This window comes from Ruegeria sp. BG3 (assembly GCF_056538485.1).
On the sequence record NZ_JBQFTE010000008.1, the window covers coordinates 25,419 to 45,703 of the forward strand.

The following is a 20,285-nucleotide window of genomic DNA, read 5'->3' on the forward strand; positions in this document are numbered from 1 at the left end:
CTCAGGTTATGTAATTTCTGACCCCGCGGGCCCGGTCCGTGAAAGACAAACACACACAGGTCACGATTTATTCGATGAGTGGTGAAATCAGCTCGGAACAGGCCGTGCGCGGCGCGATCCAGACGCATTCGAAACGCGTGTGGCGGTTCGGGCTTGCCCTGTCGGGGGCCCGGGATGTGGCCGACGACCTTTTGCAATCCACATGCCTGCGCGCGCTTGAGCGTCACCATCAGGTGATATCCCATGACAGGTTGGACAGCTGGCTGATGACGATCTGCCGCTCGATCTGGCTGAATGAGGTGCGCGCGCGATCCGTTCGTAAGGCGCAGGCCTTGTCTGTGACCCCAGAAACCGAATTAATTGCAACAGGACCGGATTCAGAAACGAATATTTTCGCGGCTGAAGTGTTTACTCAAGTGATGCACCTGCCAGAGGCACAGCGCGAGACCGTGATGCTTGTCTTCGTGGAAGGGTATAGCTATCGCGAGGCAGCAGCCTTGCTTGAGGTGCCGATTGGAACAATCATGAGCCGACTATCTACGGCTCGGCAGAAACTGAAAACCGTGATGCAGCACGAGGCTGCGGACGCCGTTCGACGGGGTGGCAAATGACGTTTTCCGATGAAACGCTGCTGGCGTATCTGAATGGAAATCTGGACGAGACCGACGCGCAAGAGATCGAGAGCGCGATCGAAGCCGATCCAGAACTGGAACAGCGCCTGATGGCGCTTGATCCGTTTGCACCCGTTGTGCATTCGGTCTTCAAGGATGTTCCGCAGGATGTGCCTCAGATCACCTTGCCGGACCGCGCGACGTCTCAACCCGCGTCTCAACCTTTTCGATTGCTGGCCGTCGCGGCCTCGGTCGCGATTGTGGCGGTTTCAGCGACGTTGTGGGCGACACGACCCGCGCCGTTGGGCTGGGCGCAGCAGGCGGCGATCTACCAATCGCTCTATGTACCTGAAACAATTGCCACTCTGGACACCGCTCCCGAGGCGCTTGAGGCCCAGTTTGCTCAGGCCGAAGCCACGCTGGGCCGATCACTGAATCGCGAAGCCCTGAGCGCCTTGCCGGGTGCAGAGCTGAAACGCGCTCAGGTTCTGTCTTTCAAGGGAAAGCCACTGGTTCAGGTCGTCTTTGCGGATGATCAGGGGCGGCCCTTTGCCTTTTGCGTGATCCGTCAAGGGCCAGGGGCACCGGACAAGGATGTGAACCTTGCCGTTCTCAGCGGGCTGGCAACGGCCACTTGGGCGGAAGATGGCTATGGCTATATGATCATCGGCGCCGATGGGCAGAGCGATCTGAGCGATCGCCTGACCGCATTTTCCGAGGCAATTTCCAGCTAAAATGCGCCTGGGCCTTGGTCAATCGCAGAGGCCGAAGACGACCACTCCAGTTCAAACTTTAGAGACGACTCCGGCTAGATCGAGTTGTGAACGCTTAATGCAGGCGGTCTGACGCCATGGGCGTGTCCTCGAGAACCAGCTTTCCGTTCTTCAGATGCCGCTCGACGAATTTCTTCTGCAAACGACCGGCTGGCACGGGATATGCCGTTTCCGGGGCGTAGCCCTGATTTTTCACTTCCGGGAAGAGGGTGAAGATTTCTTCTCGGGCCTCTTCCGAAATTGCCTTGATTGCTTCGGGGCCAGTGAACAAGCTCTCCGAGGGGGCGCCATCGGCGAAAATGACCTCGTGCTGATCGAAGAGAAGGTGGAAATAGACGACCTCGGTTATGTCTTCATCCACATAAATCCCAGGCAGCGCGGCCAGCTTTATCGCCGACACAAGGACATCGGGACTGCCGAACATACGCTCGGACACTTTGGAGGACACCAACATGCGGTGTTGTCTGGACACCAGCAGGTCTTTTGCCGGAAGCCCCTGCCCTAGCGCGCCAGCAGAGATACGGACAGGTCGTAGTTTTTCCGCAGCGGCCCCTTGGGCCGCGAAGTCCACCGTCTTGGTTCCGACCCACCGCAAGCGCTGCGGGCCATTTCCCTTGGTCAGAACAATGTCACCCACCGACAAATCTTCGACGGCAGTTAGGCCGTTCGGTGTTTCAATCATGGTTCCCGCGCACAAACACAGAATGTCGCCAGAGATATCACCAAAGCCGATTGCACCGGTATTTGCACCCGAAGACAGACCCCCTTCGAAGATGACCTCAATCCGGGACACCGGGCCTAGGATGGAAACGGTCAACGAATCTGGTGCGCCTGCTCCTTCGACACCCGGAGACACATTCCCGCTGGCTTCGACCGTGTTGCCGATCTGGACGTGAAACGGGCTTAGGTTGGAAAAGACTACAGGGACCGGATTGTCGTTCACATCAAACGCCAGAACCGTCACTCTATCGTCGAAAGAGAATTCGTTGCTGTCCAGATCCAGAATTTCGAACGTCACGTTTTTGACAGCGGTTGAAAACGTCACTTCTGATGTCGCAGGCCCTGGGATACCCGAAACAAACAGGTTTCCGCCAAGAAAGCCGCTGAAAAACACCCCTGGATCAGAGGCCACGGTTAGCGTTGAAGAATTAGAACCGTCCGTCAGCACGGTCGAACTGTTCGCGCTGGCTAGAGTTGACCAATCAAACAGGAATGGCATTACTGCTTCTCCCAAACCACATAAACCGCTTAGAATAATAATATTCTATTTCCTGCGTATTAATGCATCTTTAAATTCACAAGCCTAGAATTGTTTTCCTGTAGTGTGTTCAAATACAGCGGAACCCAATCAACCAGGACCGAAAATGGCCGTCGTTACCATGCCTGCCCAAACAGCCCAGCGGCTGAAAGACGAAATTCTCAAGTTATCGCAATCTGTTGAAGTGAAAATGTTTCTGGCCAAAGACGTCGTTCAACTGATCGGTTTCAGCGATGAAGAGATCGCGGGTTTTGGCGGGGAAACCGGCGATGCGGTCGTTTTGGCAGTGCGGGACCTTGAGGCGCTTGAGCAGGCCATTCCACAATCTGCGGGTGGACGCGTGAATTATATCCCAATCGTGAACGAAAAAGCCAAGGCGAAGCTGGACCCGTTTTATCAAGCCTAGACCGCACTCTGCGTGTCTTTCGCGAAGGGTGGGGCCTGCGCCCCACCCGATTGGCATCACGCTTCGATGATGTTGTGACCCGGGCCATAAGGGAAACCGGTTATGTTCTCGGCCCCGTTGTCTTCGACCACCAGAATGTCATGCTCACGATAGCCACCGGCTCCGGGCTGGCCTTCGGGGATCCACAGCATCGGCTCGATCGAAACGACCATTCCGGGTTCCAGAACCGTGTCGATATCCTCGCGCAGTTCCAGACCCGCCTCGCGCCCGTAGTAATGGCTGAGCACGCCGAAGGAGTGGCCATAGCCGAAGGAGCGGTATTGCAGCAGGCCCTCATCTTCAAAGAAGCGGTTGATCTCGGCGGTGATGCTGGAACAGGTCGCGCCGGGTTTGATCAGGCTCAGGCCAAGCTCGTGCGCGGCGACGTTGGCCTTCCAGATGCGCAGGCTGTCGGCGTCGGGTTCGCCCAGAAACAAGGTGCGCTCCAGAGCTGTGTAGTAACCCGAAATCATCGGGAAGGTGTTCAGCGACAGGATATCGCCCTTTTGCAGCGCTCGTTTGGTGACCGGGTTATGCGCGCCATCGGTGTTGAGGCCGGACTGGAACCAGACCCAAGTGTCGCGGTATTCGGCTTCGGGATAAGCGCGGGCGATCTCCGCCTCCATTGCGTCCCGACCGGCCATGGCGATCTCGATCTCGGTTGCGCCTTCGCGGATAGCGGCGTGAATGGCGGCTCCGCCCACGTCAGCGGTGCGGGCACCACCTTTGATCAACTCAATCTCTTCGGCGGATTTCACCATACGGGCCGCCATGGTATCGGGCGCGATGTCGATCAGTTCAGGCTGACCCAGCATCGCCAAAGCCGTATCGCGCGCGGCGAGGGTCATATGATCGCTTTCGATCCCGATCCGTTTCGCGCCGCCGATCAGGCTGGCAACCGCGCGCCAGTAATTGTCGCGCTTCCAATCGGTGTAGATCACATTGTCCTCGACCGAGCGGCGCCACGGCTGGCCCGCGTCGATATTGGCCGAAACGGTCGTGCAGGCGTCCTGCGTGACAACGCAGCCATAGGGGCGGCCAAAGGCGCAGTACAGAAAGCCCGAGTAGTAGGCGATGTTCTGCATCGACGTCAGCAGCACCACGGGAATATCTCGTGCGGCCATGATAGCGCGCAGTTTGCCCAGACGACGGTCATATTCGCCTTTGCTGAACGGCAGGGGGGCCTTGTCGCCATTGTGGCAGGTGAAGAATTCGGGGCGATTTGTCATTTTCAGGTCTCTCATCTTTGCCGGGCGGCAAACCCGGCCACTTGTCCCGGCGTTCAGGACAGGCGGTCTCGGGGTCCGAGAGCCGATCATCCCAGTGCGTCCGCGACGCCATCGCGGCTGGGATGAACAGGTGAATCGTTAGATCAGGCGCGCGCTTGCGTCAAGCGGGGGAAAGCCCCCGCAGACGCTCGGACCGGCGACGAAGCAATTCGACCGTAGTCAGCAGCGCGATCGAGATCACCACGAGGATCGTGGCCACCGCCAGAATGGTCGGGCTAATCTGTTCGCGCAAACCAGTGAACATCTGCCATGGCAGGGTTTTCTGGCTGGCCGAACCGACAAACAGCACCACGACAACCTCGTCGAACGAGGTGATGAAGGCAAACAAACCACCCGAGATCACGCCCGGCAGGATCAGCGGCATCTGGATCTTGAAGAAGGTCCGTACCGGCCCTGCGCCCATATTCGCAGCTGCCCGCGTCAGCGAGCGGTCAAAGCCGACCAGCGTGGCGGTCACGGTAATGATGACGAACGGGATGCCCAGAACCGCATGCGCGAGGATGACCTTCACATAGCCCACGAAGTTCTTGTTCATGCCCAGCGTGCCTTCCATGAAGCGACCGATATCGCTGTAGAAGAAGAACATGCCGGTGGCCGAGATGATCAGCGGAACAATCATGGGTGAGATCAGGATGCCCATGATGGCACGGCGGCCGGGAACATGGCTCTGGCTCAGGCCGATGGCCGCGAGCGTGCCAAGCGAGACGGAGATCACCGTGGCAATTGGCGCGATGATCAGTGAGTTCTTGAAGCTACGCTGCCATTCATTGTTGGTGAAGAAGTCTCGGTAATGCTTCAGCGAATAGCCCTCGGGGTCGAGTCGCAGCATCTCGGGCGTGAAGGTGAAGAAGTCCTGCGCGTTGAACGACAGTGGCAGAACCACAAGGATTGGCGTGATCAGGAAGACGAAGATTGCACCGCAGATCACACGGAACAGGTAGTGATAGAACACCTGTTTCGCAGTCAGATACGGCAACAGTTTGCGGCGATAGCGGCCCTCATACAGCCAATAGATGAACCATGCGAAGAACCAGCCGCCCAGCAGGCCCAGAACACCGCCCATGGGACCCGAAATCAGAAATCCGGCGATGCCGAAACCCAAAATGGTGATCCAGCGGGCCAGATTCTCATTCTTTAGAACAGCGATGTAGATCCAAGCCAGTGCCGCGATCAGGGCAGCTCCGCCAATGATGCCCAGAAGGATCGAACCATTACCTGCGCCAACGAAGACACCGGCGAAGGCCCCTGCCAGCGCAACGCTTGGCAGGACCATGGACATTGGTTTGCGGGAAATCGGAGTAAGTGCGGCCATGTCGATTATCCCAGCTTCACGTTATCAATGCCGACGATCTTGTCGTAACACCAGTAGAGCAACAGCACGACGGCCAGCAGTATCGTACCCAGCGCCGCGGCCAGCCCCCAGTTCAGCGAGGACGAGATGTGGTAGGCAATCCGGTTCGAGATGAAGACGCCCTTGGTGCCGCCCACGATCTCAGGCGTGATGTAGTAGCCGATGGCCAGAATGAACACGAGAATCGATCCAGCGCCGATGCCCGGAATGGATTGCGGGAAATAGATGCGCCAGAAGGTCGTCCAATTCGTCGCGCCCATGGATTTCGCGGCGCGGGTGTAGGACTCGGGTATTGTTTGCATCACCGAGTACATCGGCAGGATCATAAACGGCAGCAGAATATGCGTCATCGCGATGATCGTGCCGATCTGGTTGTTGATGATGACAAGTCGGGCGTCATCGGCCACCAACCCAAGCCAAACCAGCGTTTCGTTGATCACACCCTGTTGTTGCAGCATGACCTTCCACGCCGAGGTTCGCACCAATAGCGAGGTCCAGAAGGGTAACAAAACAAGGATCATCAGTAAGTTTGACACCCGCATCGGTAGGGTCGCCAGCAGGTAACTGACCGGATATGCCAACAGGATACAGGACGCGGTGATCACCAGTGACATGAACAAAGTACGCCCGAATAGCTTGATCAGGATCTGCTTGTCCTCGGGCTGCGCCTGCGCGCCTTCGGGCGTGCGGCGCATATCGACCGCGTTCAGAAAATAGCCATTCGTTACGGCGGGCGAGTGAGTCTTGATCACCGCCCAAGTCTGCGGTTCGCCCCAGCCCTCATGGATTTCGATCACCTGATCCTTGAACGGCCCATCTGTTTCGGGATCCAGCTTACCCATTTTCCGACCCGAGCGGCGGAACATCGAGGACATGCCTGTCTCTTCGTAGTTCAGGCGCGAGCCCAGTCGGGTATGTGTCTTGTTGTCGACCGCCACGACCATGTCGCGGACAAAGGCGTCATAGACGGCCTCGTCAGGCAGTTCGCCACTGTTTTCGTCCCAGCTTTGCAAGGCTTCGACCGTCAGGGGCAGGGTTTGCTGCACAATGCTGTTTTCCACCGACCGGAAAAGCATCGATGCAATCGGCACGATGAACGAGAACAGCACGAACAATAGGAGAGGGGCCACCAGCATCAGCGCCCGCAGCTTTTGTCGCCTCAACGAACGTGCCAGCGATTGCTTGAGCGGCGTTCCATCCGCTGCCAGCATAGGTCCGGCGTTTTGGCTTGCGTCAGTCATCAGTGCCCCTTGGGTTTTCTTTGGTCCGGGGGCGGCGCGCCGCCCCCGACTTTGTCATGAAATCAGACGCTTATTGCGCTAACCACGCCTGGAACTTGGCGTCGATGTCGTCGCGGTAGTCAGCCCAGAACTCGTAGTTATACAGGAACGTGTTCTTGGCGTTGTTCGGATCGGTCGGCATGTGCGGCGCCATGTCGATACCCAGATCGGCATGCTGACCCACCAGCGGAGCCGACGAGGCACGGGCCGGACCGTACGAGATGTACTTGGCCTGATCCGCAAGACGCTGAGTGTCGGTCGCGAACATGATGTAGTCCAGTGCGCGTGCCTGACGCTCTTCGCTCAGACCGGCCGGGATGATCCAACCGTCCAGATCGAACACCTGCGCGTCCCACAGCATGGCAACGGGCTGATTCTGTTCTTCGATCACGCTGAACAGACGACCGTTATAGGTCGAGCCCATGATGACTTCGCCATCAGCCAGCAGCTGCGGAGTATCCGCACCGGCCGACCACCAGACAACGCTGTCCTTGATGGTGTCGAGCTTGGCCAGAGCCTGATCCTGACCCTCTGCAGTCGCCAGCACGTCATAAACGTCGTCCTTGGCAACGCCGTCACAGATCAGAGCCCATTCCATGTTGTTGATCGGACGCTTTTCCAGCGAGCGCTTGCCCGGATAGTTTTCCAGATCAAACACGGCGCAGACGTCTGTCGGCGGTGTGTCACCAACCAGGTCGGTGCGATAGCCGAATGTGGTCGAGTAAACGATCTGCGGGATAAAGCAGTCGCTAACCAGCAGATCACCGAAGTCTTCGGATGCGGGCGTGCCATCAGGTGCCGGGGCCAGCATGGTGTCTGGATCGATTTCCATCGCCAGACCTTCGTCGCAGAGACGGATCGCATCCGCCGCAACAACGTCAACCACGTCCCAGGTGATGTTCCCGGCTTCGTTCATCGCGCGCAGCTTGGCAACCGCTTCGGCCGAGCTGTCATCGTTCAGGATCGTGACACCAGTCTTTTCCGAATAGGGCTCGTGATAGGCCTTGAGCTGCGATTTGGAATAGGCCCCGCCCCATGACACGATTGTCATCTCTTCGGCGGAAACGCCACCGGCCGCTGTTGCCAGAGCCGCTGCAGTCAGCAGTGTCTTTGTTGGTTTCATGTAAAACTCCCAGTATTTCCCGTTTGTTGTATGGTCAGCCGACGCACGGGTTTTCGCCAGCCGGTCCCTCAGTGTAACCGCGCTTGTGCCGCGCGGCTTGGTCTATGCGTCAAGCGCACGACAATCCTTTGCCAGCCAACCGATATCGATCTCTTGACCGGGTTGCAGGCGAATTGCATCGGGGGCGTTCCGGGTTTTGACGATGAACTCGTCATTGCCCGCCACAGACATGCGGAAGCGGAACACGTCGCCCATATAGATGAATTCCTTGACCGTCGCCTTCAGCGTATGCGCGTCGGCATGCAGACGATCCTTGTTGAATTCGACACGTTCCGGACGGATCGAAACCTTGGTCCGTTCGCCCGGGTTGTGCACATTGATCGGCACCGCATCAATTTCTGATCCGTCATCCAGCTGCACCACACAGCCGTCGCCGTCGATGGATTTGACCACACCTTCCAGCGTGTTGTTCTCGCCGATGAACTGCGCGACGAAGCTGTTATCGGGCTCTTCATAGAGTTGATCCGGCGGGGCCAGCTGCTGAATGCGGCCATCGTCGAAAACGGCGACACGATCTGACATCGTCAGCGCCTCGGTCTGGTCGTGGGTCACGTAAACGGTGGTGATGCCCAGCTCATGCGCCAGTCGGGTTATTTCGAACTGCATGTGCTCGCGCAGCTGTTTGTCCAGCGCGCCCAGCGGCTCGTCCATCAAAACCAGTTCCGGCTCAAAAACCAAGGCCCGTGCCAGAGCGATCCGCTGTTGCTGACCACCTGAAAGCTGCGCCGGACGGCGACCGCCAAAGGCACCCATCTGCACCATGTCCAAAGCGCGTTTGACCTTTTCGTCGCGCTCGGACTTGCCCAGCTTGCGAACTTCCAGAGGAAACGAAAGGTTTTCGGCCACCGTCATGTGCGGGAACAGAGCGTAATTCTGAAACACCATGCCAATCCCACGTTTGTGCGGCGGGATATTGTTGATGGGCTTTCCATCCAGCAGGATTTCACCATGGGTAGCGGTTTCAAACCCGGCGAGCATCATAAGGCAAGTTGTCTTGCCTGAACCTGACGGCCCGAGCATTGTCAGAAACTCGCCCTTCGGCATTGCAAGGTTGAGATCTTTAACGACGAGATTCTCGCCATCATAAGACTTCTGAACGCGTTGAAATTCGACAAACGCGGCGTCGTTCGTTGTACCGGTCACAAGACCCCCTGTTTCGTCAAATGATTACCCGAGGCTTTCGGATTTCATTGATCTGTGGTCCACAGTTAAGACCAAGCGATACGCACTTGGCAACAAGTTATGGTGCTTTTGCCAAAATTGAGTTCACACTTACTTGTCAATGCACAGCGTTTAAGCGCCTCATATGCCACGCAAGGCATTGATTACTCGACAAAACAGGTTTTCCGATCCGCTCTTGGATTTTCGGTATCGCGTCGAGAGTTCGCAGGTTGGTACAACTCAGGAACACCGCCTCGACCGCCGGATCTGCGCCCAGGTCCGAGGCCGCCTCGACCACGGATTCCGTCGAGATCCGCGCCACCTTGGCCTCTTCTGCCTGCCCGAAACTTGCAAACACATCCATGCTTATTCCATTGGCCTGAAACGCGGTGCGGAGCGGAATATTGACCTCTTCAATGTAAGGCGACAGCAGGGCAAATTTCGAAACACCGAGGTCGGCGGCGCAAGCGGTGGCCGCGCGCAGGGGATTCGTAACCTCGCTTGTGTTGCATGTCTGTTTAACCAGTTCTGCGACGCGCTCTGACCCGATCACCGAACTGGCCGAGGTACAGCCATAACCCACAACATTGTAGGGTCGCGCATTGGGAAGCAAACGCGCTGCTGCAGGCAGCGCCTTCTCCATCTCGGCAAGGCTTTCGGTCGTAACCTCAATACCGCTGGGAATGCGCGTGATGTGAAGGGGGTATTTGCGGTCCGCGAAATATGCGCCGAATTCAGGCTCAAGCGTCTCATCGACCTGCAAAACGATCAGCCCAATCGGCGAGGCTCTTGGATCGTCTTCATCCAGAGTGTAAGGGACATGGGTCATAGCTGCGTCATCTCCGGCCCGATCCTTGGGCTGATAAACCGTGGGGTGCCGTCAGTGACGACGATGTTTTCCTCATGCACCAGAATTTTGTCACCGACAGCGATGCCCGGTTCCAGAGTCAAAACCATGCCCGGCTCCAGAACGGTGTTGTCCGTAGGGATCAGGGACGGCCATTCGGTGAGGGACATTCCCAATCCATGCCCCAGGCGACCCGCGTCCGTACCCTCTGCATCTGCCGTGAGAACCGCGTCCATGGCATGAAACAAATCCGCTGCGGTTGCGCCCGGCCGGGCGATATCGAACGCAGCATCCGAGGCTTCGATCAACTGGGCATGGGCGTTTGCCACATCAGGCCGAGGCGGGCCGATTGACCAGTTTCGGTCGAAGTCGCAAAAATATCCGTCCCAAACCAAACCAGTGTCCAACATCAACACATCGCCCAGCGCGAGCGGTACGCGAGAGGCTGGTGAAATCACATCCGCATAGCCGCCCTGTTCGGCCCCGCCTGCAAGATAGGGCACCCAATCGGCGCCCTCTTCCAGGCACAGCATCTGAAAGCGGCGGAACACCTCATCCAGTGGCACACCCTCCCCGGCGATCTCGGGGACGCGGGCGAAGGCCCGACCGGCAATTCTGCAGGCGGTTTCGATCTTGGCAATCTCGGCCTGAGATTTGACCATACGCAACTGGCGCATGATGCCGCTGTCGCCTGTCAGCGCCCTTGTTCCAAGCTGGCCTCGTAATCGTTCAAGGTCTGCCAAAGGCATGCGGAGATGCGTCTCATGCCCATCCGGCACCCCAATTCGTCCCTCTGTGGGCGTCACCTCGACCAGCGCGTCACGCAAAAGAGAAACACCGTCATCTTGTAGATCAGGCGCGCTCCAGGTGCGGATGTCATCGATCCATGTCTGCGCCATGAGGGCTGCCCCGATCGACGGGATCACCGCGATCGGCTTGCCCGTGGCTGGCACAATGAGGAACCACGGGCGGGTCGGGCTTTCCCAGAACCGGGTCAGAAACCCGGTGAAATAGCGTAGATCCGTTTCGGTTGTCAGCAAAAGCGCCGACAGGCCCGCCGCATCCATCAACTTCTGCGCGCGCTTGGTACGCGCTTCAAACTCGGATGGCGCGCACCCCCTCATTCCGCGGTCTCGGAGAGAATGCACAGCACACGTGAGGTCTCGGTCATTCCCAATTCGGCCCTCGCCCGGCTATTCAGAACGGCTGCGAGCCCAGCGCCGCCCGAGGCTGTTGTCTCCAACCCCGCCACGGCCATGGCGGGCAATTTCTCGGACACGTCCTCATCCGAAAGTGTCAGGAACAGGTCGGCGTCGCGCGCCAATCCGTTCAGCGCGATAAGCGAAGGCTCCTTGCAATCCAAACGCCCCATAATGCTGTCCGGTCCATCGGCGAACACGCATGACCCGGCCTCGATACTGGCCTGCAGGGCGGGCGCGGCTTCAGGTTCGACCACAACTATTTTTGGCGCGTCACCCCAGGCTTTGCGGGCATAAGCGGCGACAGCCCCGGCCAGACCACCAACACCGGCCTGCAACATGATGTGCGTCGGGGGTTGGGGACATTTATCCACCGCTTCAGACGCCATTTGCAGATACCCCTCCATCAGCGTCCAAGGCAGCTCATAGTACCCCTCCCATGAACTGTCCGAGAGCAAGGTCCACCCGTTTTCCTCAGCCGCGTCGCCTGCGGCTTGCATGCTGGCTGCATAGTCAGAGCCACTGCGCACAACCTCGGCGCCTTGGCCTTTCAACCGTGCGGCAAAGCTCTCGGGCACCGTCTCGGCAATATAAACAACAGCTTTTGCGCCAAACATCCGCGCGCCTGCCGCGACGCTCATCCCGTGATTACCGGCACTGGCGGTCACGTAGGTTGACCCTGCCAGTGTTTCTGCACCCGGCGCGTCCGAGGCTTCGGCAGCATGGCGCGCAATCACATAGGCCGCGCCTAGGGCTTTGAACGAGCCCAGATTCATACGCGCGCGTTCATCCTTGACCCAAAGCTGCGCAACCGGGGCTAGGCCTGCCGCATCCACCAACGGGGTTCCCTTCGCCGCCGGGCACATGGACAACAAGGCCGCAACGCGGGCCGCATCTGTTGACGGATAAGGGGCTGAGGGCGCAAGTTTGGGACCTGCCCTGTGTGTATTCGCAACGATCTTCATGTGTCTCCCCGCCATTTTGCCTGACGTGATCCGATCGCCCCTGATCTGTCAACTCTCCTGATCGTTAGCCTACCTGATCCAACAACCAGTCATGAAACAACCGCGCCGCCGGGTTCGAGCTATTCGCGGATAGAAAATACCCCTCATTGCTGTCGATTGGGCCGTCATGCGCGCGCTCGACCAAGCCCGTATCAAGCGCGTGTTTCGCCAAAAGCTCGCTCACCAAAGCCACGCCACCCCCATGCGCCGCCAATTGAAGCGCCATGCCAAAGGTATCAACAAAAACGGTGGGTTGGCTTTGTAACCTTTGGCTTTCCAACCACCTGCTCCACCCGCCTGACGTCCCTACCGCCTCGATCAGAGGCAGATCCGATATGTCCCCCAACAGGGCCGGAGACTTGAAGGGAACAAGCCGGTCCGGCATCAGGCGAACAGCCCCCTGCCCCACCTGTTTCTGCGATCCGAACCGCACCTGCACATCCGCCTGGGATGCATTGAAATCGTCCGGCCAAATCGCGCTGAGCAGCCGCACGCGAATATCCGGGTGCTGATGGGCAAACGCGGGCAGATGTGGGGCGATAACCCATTGCGCGATACTGACCGAGGTCGCAACTGTCAGAACGTCTCCGGACGCGTTGGTGTCGACCTGCCCGGCGGCAACAGCCAGCGCCTCAAGCGCCTTACCCACCTCAGGCAGCAGCTTTCGGCCCGCATCCGTCAACGCCAGACTGCGCGGATGGCGCACGAAAAGAGATGCCCCCAAACGCAACTCAAGCGATTTCACCTGCTGGCTGACGGCCGATTGCGTCAGACCGATTTCCTCGGCCGCGGCGGTAAAGCTGAGCGTGCGGGCGGCGGCCTCGAAGGATCGAAACCAGGTCAGAGGAGGAAGTGATTTTGCCATAGGCCAAGCCAGTCATTAGTCTTGTTAATGTCAAAGCACATAATTCTATCATTTGTCAAAAACCAGCCCCGTTTCTAACGTCGGCCCGCGCGACAGGAGAAGTTTTATGCAGCCGGAAATACGCAAAATCGTAACCTATGATGAAGAGGTTCTGGTCGAAGGGTTTCGCCCCGCGAAGACCCCATGGCGCATGTTCGCCGTGGCCGCTGTGGTCACCAACCCATGGGCCGGCCGATATGTCGAAGACCTGAAGCCCGAGATTCAGGCCTATGGTCCCGTTCTGGGTGAGATGATGACCAAGCGCATGATTGCGCTGGCCGGCAGCGGAGATGCGATCGAGGCCTATGGCAAGGCCGCAGTGGTTGGTCTGAATGGCGAAGTCGAGCATGCCTCGGGCCTCATTCACACTCTGCGTTTTGGCAATCACTACCGGCAGGCCGTCGACGCAAAGTCTTATCTGGCCTTTACCAACACCCGAGGGCCCGCGAACGCTCCGATCATGGTGCCGCTGATGGACAAGAACGACGCCGGGCGGCGCTCGCATTATCTGACCATCCAGTTCGCGATCCCAGATGCGCCACGAGACGACGAGATCGTTGTTGTGCTTGGCGCGGCGACCTCGGGCAGGCCGCATCACCGCATTGGCGACCGCTATCAGGACCTCAAGGATTTGGGCCATGACGTGGACAACCCGGCCGCGGTCTGAGATCGGCGGGCTTGCAGCAATCCAGACCGGCGCGGGGCCGAATGTCCTGTTGCTGCACGGTGTCGGTTTGCGCGCCGAGGCCTGGGTCGCCCAATTGGACGCGCTGGCATCGGTGGCGCGTCTGACCGCACCGGACATGCCAGGTCATGGTGAAAGCCCAATAGGCAGCACGCGCGCAGAGTTGTCGGGATACACCGAAGCTACATTAAGCGTTCTGGATCAACTGGGGGGACCAACGGTCGTTGTTGGTCATTCCATGGGCGCAATGATCGCGCTCGATCTTGCGGCAAGGGCACCGCAACATGTCGCCGGTGTCGTTGCACTGAACGCCATTTTCGAACGCAGTTCCGAGGCCACAAAGGCCGTTACAACCCGCGCCGCCGCACTTGACGGTCAAACACCAAGTGATCCGACGGTCACTCTACAGCGTTGGTTTGGTGACACTGATCCGCCAGAATGTGCTGCGTGCCGAACCTGGCTGACGACCACAGATCCAGCGGCCTACAAGCAAGCTTATACGGTATTTGCCAACAGTCCGATCCCACGCCGGGACGATTTGAAGACGCTCACCTACCCCGCCTTGTTTATAACGGGTGATCTTGAGCCCAACTCGACCCCGGACATGTCACGCGCCATGGCGGAGCTTGTTCCGAACGGGCGGGCGCAGATCATCAGGGGCGCTGCTCATATGATGCCGATGACCCACGCCGCAGAGGTTAACGCCGCACTGTCAACCTTTCTGAATGAGGTGCAACAATGACCAGTCTCGATCCTCGCGACCTGCGGCGCGCCTTTGGCAGCTTCATGACCGGCGTCACAGTTGTGACGACGCGCGATGCCGCGGGCGTTCCGTTGGGGTTCACTGCCAATTCCTTCTCATCCGTGTCTCTGGACCCGCCGCTTTTGCTGGTTTGCCCGGGCAAGAACCTGTCCTCCTACGATGCCTTCGCGAGCTGCGCGCATTTCGCGGTGAACATTTTGGCTGAGGGGCAAGAGGATGTCTCAAACACCTTCGCAGGGTTCAAAGGGGATCGGTTTGCTAAAACCGCGCATCAGTTGGACGCCAATGGCGTCCCTCTTCTGGATGGCGCAGTTGCGACGTTTTCCTGTCGGGCCCATCAAGCCATCGAGGCTGGAGATCACTGCGTTCTGATCGGAGAGGTTGAGGCCTATTCACATACCGAAACCCGAGGCCTCGGATATGCCAACGGGCAGTATTTCAGTCTTGGCCTTGAACGCGGCGCAATGGAGGCCACGGGTCGATCCGTTGTCTGCGGCGCGATCATCGAATGCGACGGTCAGGTGCTGTTGGAGAAAACCGACGCCGGATACCGCCCGCCGCAGATCAGTTTGTCGGATCATCAAGCCCTGCGCGAAAGCCTGCAGCAAGACTTGGCAGCGCGCGGGATCACAGCGCATTTGGGTACGGTCTATTCAGTTTACGACGATGCCACGACCCACCATGTCTATACGCTCGCGTCGGCACTGGCTTTGCCGCTCAACAGCACCCTTGAAGCGGTTGCCATCGAAAAACTTGCAAACCTGACTTTCGCAACTCCGGCCATCGCCACCATGATGTCCCGCTTTGCGTTTGAAAGCCTGACCCGCGACTTTTCTCTATACCTCGGCGACGCACAGCGGGGCGATGTACATACTCTCTCGGAAAGGACTGAATGATGGAGTTTTCCCTCTTTGCTCATATGGAGCGGCTCAACCCTGAACAGTCTCATGAGAAACTGTATGAAGAGTTTATCGAGCTGTGCAAAATGGCTGATGACGCCGGTATGCGAGCGGTGTGGACGGGCGAGCATCACGGGATGGATTTCACCATCGCGCCCAATCCATTGATGTCCCTCGTCGATATCGCGCATCACACCAAAAACATCCGCCTTGGCACCGGAACGGTCATCGCGCCTTTCTGGCATCCGATCAAACTGGCCGGTGAAACGGCCGCTGCGGACCTTATGACCGGGGGACGCATCGAACTGGGTATCGCGCGCGGGGCCTATTCCTATGAATATGAACGGTTGATCCCCGGCATGGATGCCTGGGACGCGGGCCAGCGCATGCGGGAAATAGCCCCCCTGTTGCCCAAATTGTGGGAGGGAGATTGCGCCCATGAGGGAGAGTATTTCCAATTCCCCGCCACCACCTCCGCCCCGAAACCCGTACAAGACGGAGGGCCACCGATCTGGATCGCTGCCCGCGACCCGAACAGCCACGAATTCGGCGTCCAGAATGGCTTCAACATTCAGGTCACGCCTCTCTGGCAAGGCAACGCAGAGATTGAGAGCTTGATGGGCCGCTTCAATGATGCCTGCGCCAACTATGACGGGCCGCGCCCCAAGATCATGCTGCTTCACCACACCTATGTCGGGCAGGACGCCGCCGATGTGGATCAGGCCACGCAAGAGCTTTCGCGCTTTTACAATTATTTCGGCGCGTGGTTTCAGAACAAGCGACCCGTACATCAGGGGCTGATCCAAACTCTGACGGATGAGGAAATGGCCGCCAACACCATGATGGCGCCCGAAAACATGGGCCGTGATCTGACAGTTGGCACAGCTGAGCAGGTCACGGATCGCCTGAAGCACTATGAAGACCTTGGTTATGATGAATACTCGTTCTGGATCGACAGCGGCATGAGCTTTGAGCGCAAGCGCGCTTCGCTGGCCCGGTTTATCGACGACGTGATGCCAAAGTTTCAATGAGGACCCTTGATGCAACAGAACCCACACTATCAGCTTTTCATCGACGGAACCTGGACCGAGGGCGCCAACGGGCAGGTCATGACCTCGCAAAACCCTGCTACTGGCGAGGCTTGGGCCAGTTTCGCCTGCGCCGCGCCCGAGGATGTGGATCGCGCCATCTCGGCGGCGCGTCGATCCCTGAATGACCCGGCTTGGCGGGATCTGACGCAGACCGCGCGTGGCAAACTGCTGTTCAGGCTTGCAGAGCTGATTGAACAAAATGCCAAGCGCCTCGGCGAGATCGAGACGAAAGACAGCGGAAAGCTTCTGGCCGAAACGGCAAGTCAGACGGCCTATGTCGGCGACTACTATCGTTACTATGCTGGTTTGGCCGACAAGATCGAAGGTGCGGTGCTTCCGATCGACAAGCCCAACCTGCATGTCTTTACCCGCCGCGAACCGATCGGCGTCGTCGTCGCAATTGTGCCCTGGAACGCGCAGATGTTCCTGACGGCAACCAAGCTGGGGCCAGCCCTTGCCGCCGGATGTTCGGTGGTGCTGAAGGCCTCTGAGATTGCGCCCGCGCCGATGCTGGAATTCGCACGTCTGGTCGAGGAGGCGGGTTTCCCGCCCGGCGTCGTCTCGGTGATCACGGGCGACGCGGAAAACTGCGCGATCCCCCTGACCCGACACCCCGACGTGGATCGCATCGCCTTTACCGGCGGCCCGGAAACCGCGCGCCACGTGGTTCGCAACTCGGCCAAAAACTTCGCCGTAACCACGCTGGAGCTGGGCGGAAAATCCCCGATTTTGGTGTTCGACGATGCCAATCTGGATGGTGCCGCCAATGGGCTAATCGCAGGCAATTTCGGAGCCTCCGGCCAAAGCTGCGTCGCGGGCTCACGTGGTTTGATACATCGCCCAATTCTGGACGCCTTGGCAGCCAAGATCGAAGAGAAGATGAAAGACGTCATCGTGGGTGATCCGTTGAACGCCGCAACCCATATCGGGCCGCTTTGCACCAATGCGCAGATCGCCAATATCAAGACGGTACTGGCAAAATCCTCCGATCAGGGCGCGCGCATCCGGTTTGGCGGCGCGCCCCTCGACCGGCCCGGAAACTTCATGGCGCCCACTCTGGTCGAATGTGCGTCACCCGAGACCGAGACCCTGAAGGTCGAGATGTTCGGGCCCGTCATGTCCCTGTTGCCCTTCGACACCGAAGAGGAAGCAATCGCTCTGGCCAACGATACCCCATTCGGATTGGGATCGGGCGTATTCACCGAAAATGTCGCCCGCGCGCATCGCGTGTCATCCCGATTGAAGGCTGGTATTTGCTGGATCAACACCTATCGTGCGGTGTCACCCATCGCGCCGTTTGGCGGCTACAACCAATCCGGCTATGGCCGCGAAGCGGGGATCGAGGCCATTCAGGACTACACACGCACCAAGACCGTATGGCTGAACACCTCTGATCAACCCATGTCGAACCCGTTTGTGATGCGCTGAGCGTGGCGATAGATTTCGCCCTCTTCTCCACAACCCTATGGCCCTTCGGAAAATTATCCCACACTATGGCGCAAGAATAGCGGTTGGAGACTGAAGAATGAGCGCACATGGATATGAAGGCGGTCGGTTAAACTTGCCCTTTGTCGGGATCTCGACCTTTGGCAAATATCCTTATGTCAGCGACTGGGATGCGATCGACGCTGATGTCGCGATCCTGGGCGCTCCGTTTGATTTTGGCACTCAGTTCCGGCCCGGCGCGCGGTTCGGGCCACGCGCCATCCGCGAAGCCTCGACCCTGTTTTCCTTCGGGCATGGCGGCGCATACGACCACGAGGATGACATCACCTACCTGCCATCGGAAACCACCCGGATCGTGGATCTGGGCGACGCCGACATCGTGCATACCAGCACCGAAAAAAGCCACCAGAACATAAAATTTGGTGTCGAAAAGTGCCTTGAGGCCGGGGCCTTGCCCGTGGTTCTGGGCGGAGATCATTCGGTCAACATCCCCTGCATTGATGCCTTTGCTGCGGATTGCGAAAAGAACGGCCCCATTCACATTGTTCAGATCGACGCGCATCTGGATTTCGTGGATGAACGGCACGGGGTTCGGTTCGGGCATGGAAACCCGATGCGGCGCGCGGCGGAGAAACCCTATGTCTCGGGCCTGACGCAAATCGGCATCCGCAACGTCTCATCGACCGCAAAAGAGGGCTATGAGGATGCCCGTCGTATGGGGTCAGACATCCTGTCTGTTCGCCAGTTGCGCAAACTGGGGACCGAGGCTGTTCTGGATCGGATACCGGAGGGCGCCAGGTACTACGTCACCATAGACATCGACGGGTTCGATCCCTCTATCGCGCCCGGCACCGGCACACCCAGCCATGGTGGTTTCCTGTATTACGAAGTGCTCGAACTGCTCGTCGGTCTGACCAAGCGCGGTGATGTGGTGGGTTTGGATCTGGTCGAAGTGGCCCCCGATTATGATCACACGGGCAGCACCGCCATTCTGGCGGCACAAATCCTTATGAACACGATTGGGCGTATTCTGCACCACAAAGGTTCGCCCAGCGCGGGGTAAGAGCAGGTTTTCGGACTGAAGCTCGGTCTTTCAGACCGACTTCTGCTGCATATGCGGAGAGGTTCCGAAATACCTGCGAAAGCATTTGGAGAAATAGCTGGCCGAGCCAAAGCCGCAGGCGATGGCCACATCCAACACCCGCATATCGGTTTGCTGCAACAGGGTGCGCGCACGCTCGAGCCTCAGGCGCGTCATATAGTTCTTTGGGCTTGTGCCCACGTAGCGCTGAAACAGGCGCTCAAGCTGTCGGGTCGAGAGGCCCGCGCTTTCGGCCACGACACTGGGCGACAGCGGGTTTTCAAGATTTTCGCGCATGATCATGATGGCGGTTGCCAGTTTCTCATGACGGCGGCCAAAGCGGAACAGATCCGTCTGCGTTTGCCTGCCGTCCTTTGGACGCACCGACGCATATAGCAATTGATCCGCCACGCGGGAGGCAACAGTCTGACCACAGGCCTGACCGATCAGCGACGAGAACAGATCGAGCGTGGTGACACCTCCACCACAGGTCGCAATCGGGCCTTCATCCACAAAGACCGAGCAGTTGGATTCCACGGTCGGGAACAGCTCAACCATCACGGGTTGCTGTTTCCAATGCGCGCTCAGGCTCTGGCCGCTGGCCACTCCCGCCATGGCCAGAATACCGGACCCACCCCCGATGCCGCAAAGCTGAACGCCGAACCGACGCCCCTGCCGCAACCAGGATTTCAACTCATTCGAGATCGACCGATCCACGGTCATCGGCCCGCAAATGACAATGCAATCGCCCCGGCGGGTCTTGATCAAACCGTCATCAACAGCAACCGTCATCCCCGAGGATGAGGTCACCGCCTCGCCGGTTTCGCTGACGATATTCCATTCAAAAATAGCCTGCTCGGAGGCGGCATTTGCCGCCCCCAATGAGTCGATCCCGGCCCCAAGGTCCAAAGCAGAGAACCCCGGCGTCAGCAGGAAAATGAAGCGGTTCAGCTCATTCACCCGTGTGCTTGCATCTGCAAAATTGATCTCGGGACGACCCATTCCGGCTTTCCTT

At 58.5% G+C, this 20,285-nt stretch carries 20 protein-coding genes; 9 read left to right on the forward strand and 11 right to left on the reverse strand.

Annotated elements, in window-relative coordinates; genetic code table 11:
• Positions 1-38: 38 nt before the first annotated feature.
• Positions 39-611, forward strand: coding sequence for an RNA polymerase sigma factor (locus ACR0AI_RS13440; RefSeq protein ID WP_480701355.1), 573 nt, complete (start codon positions 39-41; stop codon positions 609-611).
• The gene (locus ACR0AI_RS13445) at positions 608-1,345 is read left to right on the forward strand and encodes an anti-sigma factor family protein (RefSeq protein WP_480674708.1); all 738 of its coding nucleotides are present in this window, start codon (positions 608-610) and stop codon (positions 1,343-1,345) included. Before ACR0AI_RS13440 ends, ACR0AI_RS13445 begins: the two co-directional genes overlap by 4 nt.
• Before the next feature lie 94 nt (positions 1,346-1,439).
• On the opposite strand, the gene ACR0AI_RS13450 is transcribed toward ACR0AI_RS13445, so the two are convergent.
• On the reverse strand, positions 1,440-2,429 hold the full coding sequence (locus ACR0AI_RS13450) for a Hint domain-containing protein (RefSeq protein WP_480701357.1): 990 nt from the start codon (positions 2,427-2,429) through the stop codon (positions 1,440-1,442).
• Between the two features lie 319 nt (positions 2,430-2,748).
• Between ACR0AI_RS13450 and ACR0AI_RS13455 the strand changes: the two genes are divergently transcribed.
• A complete protein-coding gene (locus tag ACR0AI_RS13455) occupies positions 2,749-3,048 on the forward strand; it encodes a hypothetical protein (RefSeq protein WP_480674712.1) in 300 nt (99 codons plus the stop codon).
• Positions 3,049-3,104: 56 nt separating this feature from the next.
• On the opposite strand, the gene ACR0AI_RS13460 is transcribed toward ACR0AI_RS13455, so the two are convergent.
• The 9 genes from ACR0AI_RS13460 to ACR0AI_RS13500 form a co-directional block, all read right to left on the reverse strand.
• A complete protein-coding gene (locus ACR0AI_RS13460; protein WP_480675069.1) occupies positions 3,105-4,316 on the reverse strand; it encodes an aminopeptidase P family protein in 1,212 nt (403 codons plus the stop codon).
• 160 nt (positions 4,317-4,476) lie between these two features.
• Complete coding sequence (locus tag ACR0AI_RS13465) at positions 4,477-5,688, reverse strand: ABC transporter permease (RefSeq protein ID WP_170640181.1); 1,212 nt, start codon at positions 5,686-5,688, stop codon at positions 4,477-4,479.
• Between the two features lie 5 nt (positions 5,689-5,693).
• Positions 5,694-6,968, reverse strand: a complete 1,275-nt coding sequence (locus tag ACR0AI_RS13470; protein WP_170556043.1) for an ABC transporter permease — start codon at positions 6,966-6,968, stop codon at positions 5,694-5,696.
• A 70-nt stretch (positions 6,969-7,038) separates the two neighbouring features.
• Positions 7,039-8,130, reverse strand: a complete 1,092-nt coding sequence (locus ACR0AI_RS13475) for an extracellular solute-binding protein (RefSeq protein ID WP_170380379.1) — start codon at positions 8,128-8,130, stop codon at positions 7,039-7,041.
• 102 nt (positions 8,131-8,232) lie between these two features.
• Complete coding sequence (locus ACR0AI_RS13480) at positions 8,233-9,333, reverse strand: ABC transporter ATP-binding protein (RefSeq protein ID WP_170556042.1); 1,101 nt, start codon at positions 9,331-9,333, stop codon at positions 8,233-8,235.
• Between the two features lie 136 nt (positions 9,334-9,469).
• Positions 9,470-10,180 carry a maleate cis-trans isomerase family protein gene (locus ACR0AI_RS13485; protein WP_480674714.1) on the reverse strand — a complete coding sequence of 237 codons (711 nt, stop codon included), beginning with the start codon at positions 10,178-10,180 and terminating at the stop codon, positions 9,470-9,472.
• A complete protein-coding gene (locus tag ACR0AI_RS13490; RefSeq protein WP_480674716.1) occupies positions 10,177-11,322 on the reverse strand; it encodes a M24 family metallopeptidase in 1,146 nt (381 codons plus the stop codon). Before ACR0AI_RS13490 ends, ACR0AI_RS13485 begins: the two co-directional genes overlap by 4 nt.
• Complete coding sequence (locus ACR0AI_RS13495; protein WP_480674718.1) at positions 11,319-12,362, reverse strand: pyridoxal-phosphate dependent enzyme; 1,044 nt, start codon at positions 12,360-12,362, stop codon at positions 11,319-11,321. The genes ACR0AI_RS13490 and ACR0AI_RS13495 overlap by 4 nt, the downstream gene beginning before the upstream one ends.
• 64 nt (positions 12,363-12,426) lie before the next feature.
• On the reverse strand, positions 12,427-13,266 hold the full coding sequence (locus tag ACR0AI_RS13500) for a LysR substrate-binding domain-containing protein (protein ID WP_480674720.1): 840 nt from the start codon (positions 13,264-13,266) through the stop codon (positions 12,427-12,429).
• Between the two features lie 106 nt (positions 13,267-13,372).
• On the opposite strand from ACR0AI_RS13500, the gene ACR0AI_RS13505 reads away from it, so the two are divergent.
• The 6 genes from ACR0AI_RS13505 to speB all read left to right on the forward strand — a co-directional run bounded on the left by ACR0AI_RS13505 (position 13,373) and on the right by speB (position 19,252).
• Positions 13,373-13,972: an amino acid synthesis family protein gene (locus ACR0AI_RS13505; RefSeq protein WP_170473740.1), complete on the forward strand. Its 600-nt coding sequence runs from the start codon at positions 13,373-13,375 to the stop codon at positions 13,970-13,972.
• A complete protein-coding gene (locus ACR0AI_RS13510; protein ID WP_480674723.1) occupies positions 13,944-14,732 on the forward strand; it encodes an alpha/beta fold hydrolase in 789 nt (262 codons plus the stop codon). The genes ACR0AI_RS13505 and ACR0AI_RS13510 overlap by 29 nt, the downstream gene beginning before the upstream one ends.
• The gene (locus tag ACR0AI_RS13515; protein ID WP_480674725.1) at positions 14,729-15,649 is read left to right on the forward strand and encodes a flavin reductase family protein; all 921 of its coding nucleotides are present in this window, start codon (positions 14,729-14,731) and stop codon (positions 15,647-15,649) included. Before ACR0AI_RS13510 ends, ACR0AI_RS13515 begins: the two co-directional genes overlap by 4 nt.
• Positions 15,649-16,683 (forward strand): LLM class flavin-dependent oxidoreductase, encoded by a 1,035-nt coding sequence (locus tag ACR0AI_RS13520; RefSeq protein WP_480674727.1) that lies wholly within the window; start codon positions 15,649-15,651, stop codon positions 16,681-16,683. Before ACR0AI_RS13515 ends, ACR0AI_RS13520 begins: the two co-directional genes overlap by 1 nt.
• Positions 16,684-16,692: 9 nt before the next feature.
• Positions 16,693-18,171: an aldehyde dehydrogenase gene (locus ACR0AI_RS13525; protein WP_480674729.1), complete on the forward strand. Its 1,479-nt coding sequence runs from the start codon at positions 16,693-16,695 to the stop codon at positions 18,169-18,171.
• Between the two features lie 97 nt (positions 18,172-18,268).
• On the forward strand, positions 18,269-19,252 hold the full coding sequence (gene speB / locus ACR0AI_RS13530) for an agmatinase (protein ID WP_480674731.1): 984 nt from the start codon (positions 18,269-18,271) through the stop codon (positions 19,250-19,252).
• 30 nt (positions 19,253-19,282) lie between these two features.
• Here speB and ACR0AI_RS13535 read toward each other — a convergent pair whose 3' ends face one another.
• The gene (locus ACR0AI_RS13535) at positions 19,283-20,272 is read right to left on the reverse strand and encodes a GlxA family transcriptional regulator (RefSeq protein WP_419739271.1); all 990 of its coding nucleotides are present in this window, start codon (positions 20,270-20,272) and stop codon (positions 19,283-19,285) included.
• Positions 20,273-20,285: the final 13 nt, after the last annotated feature.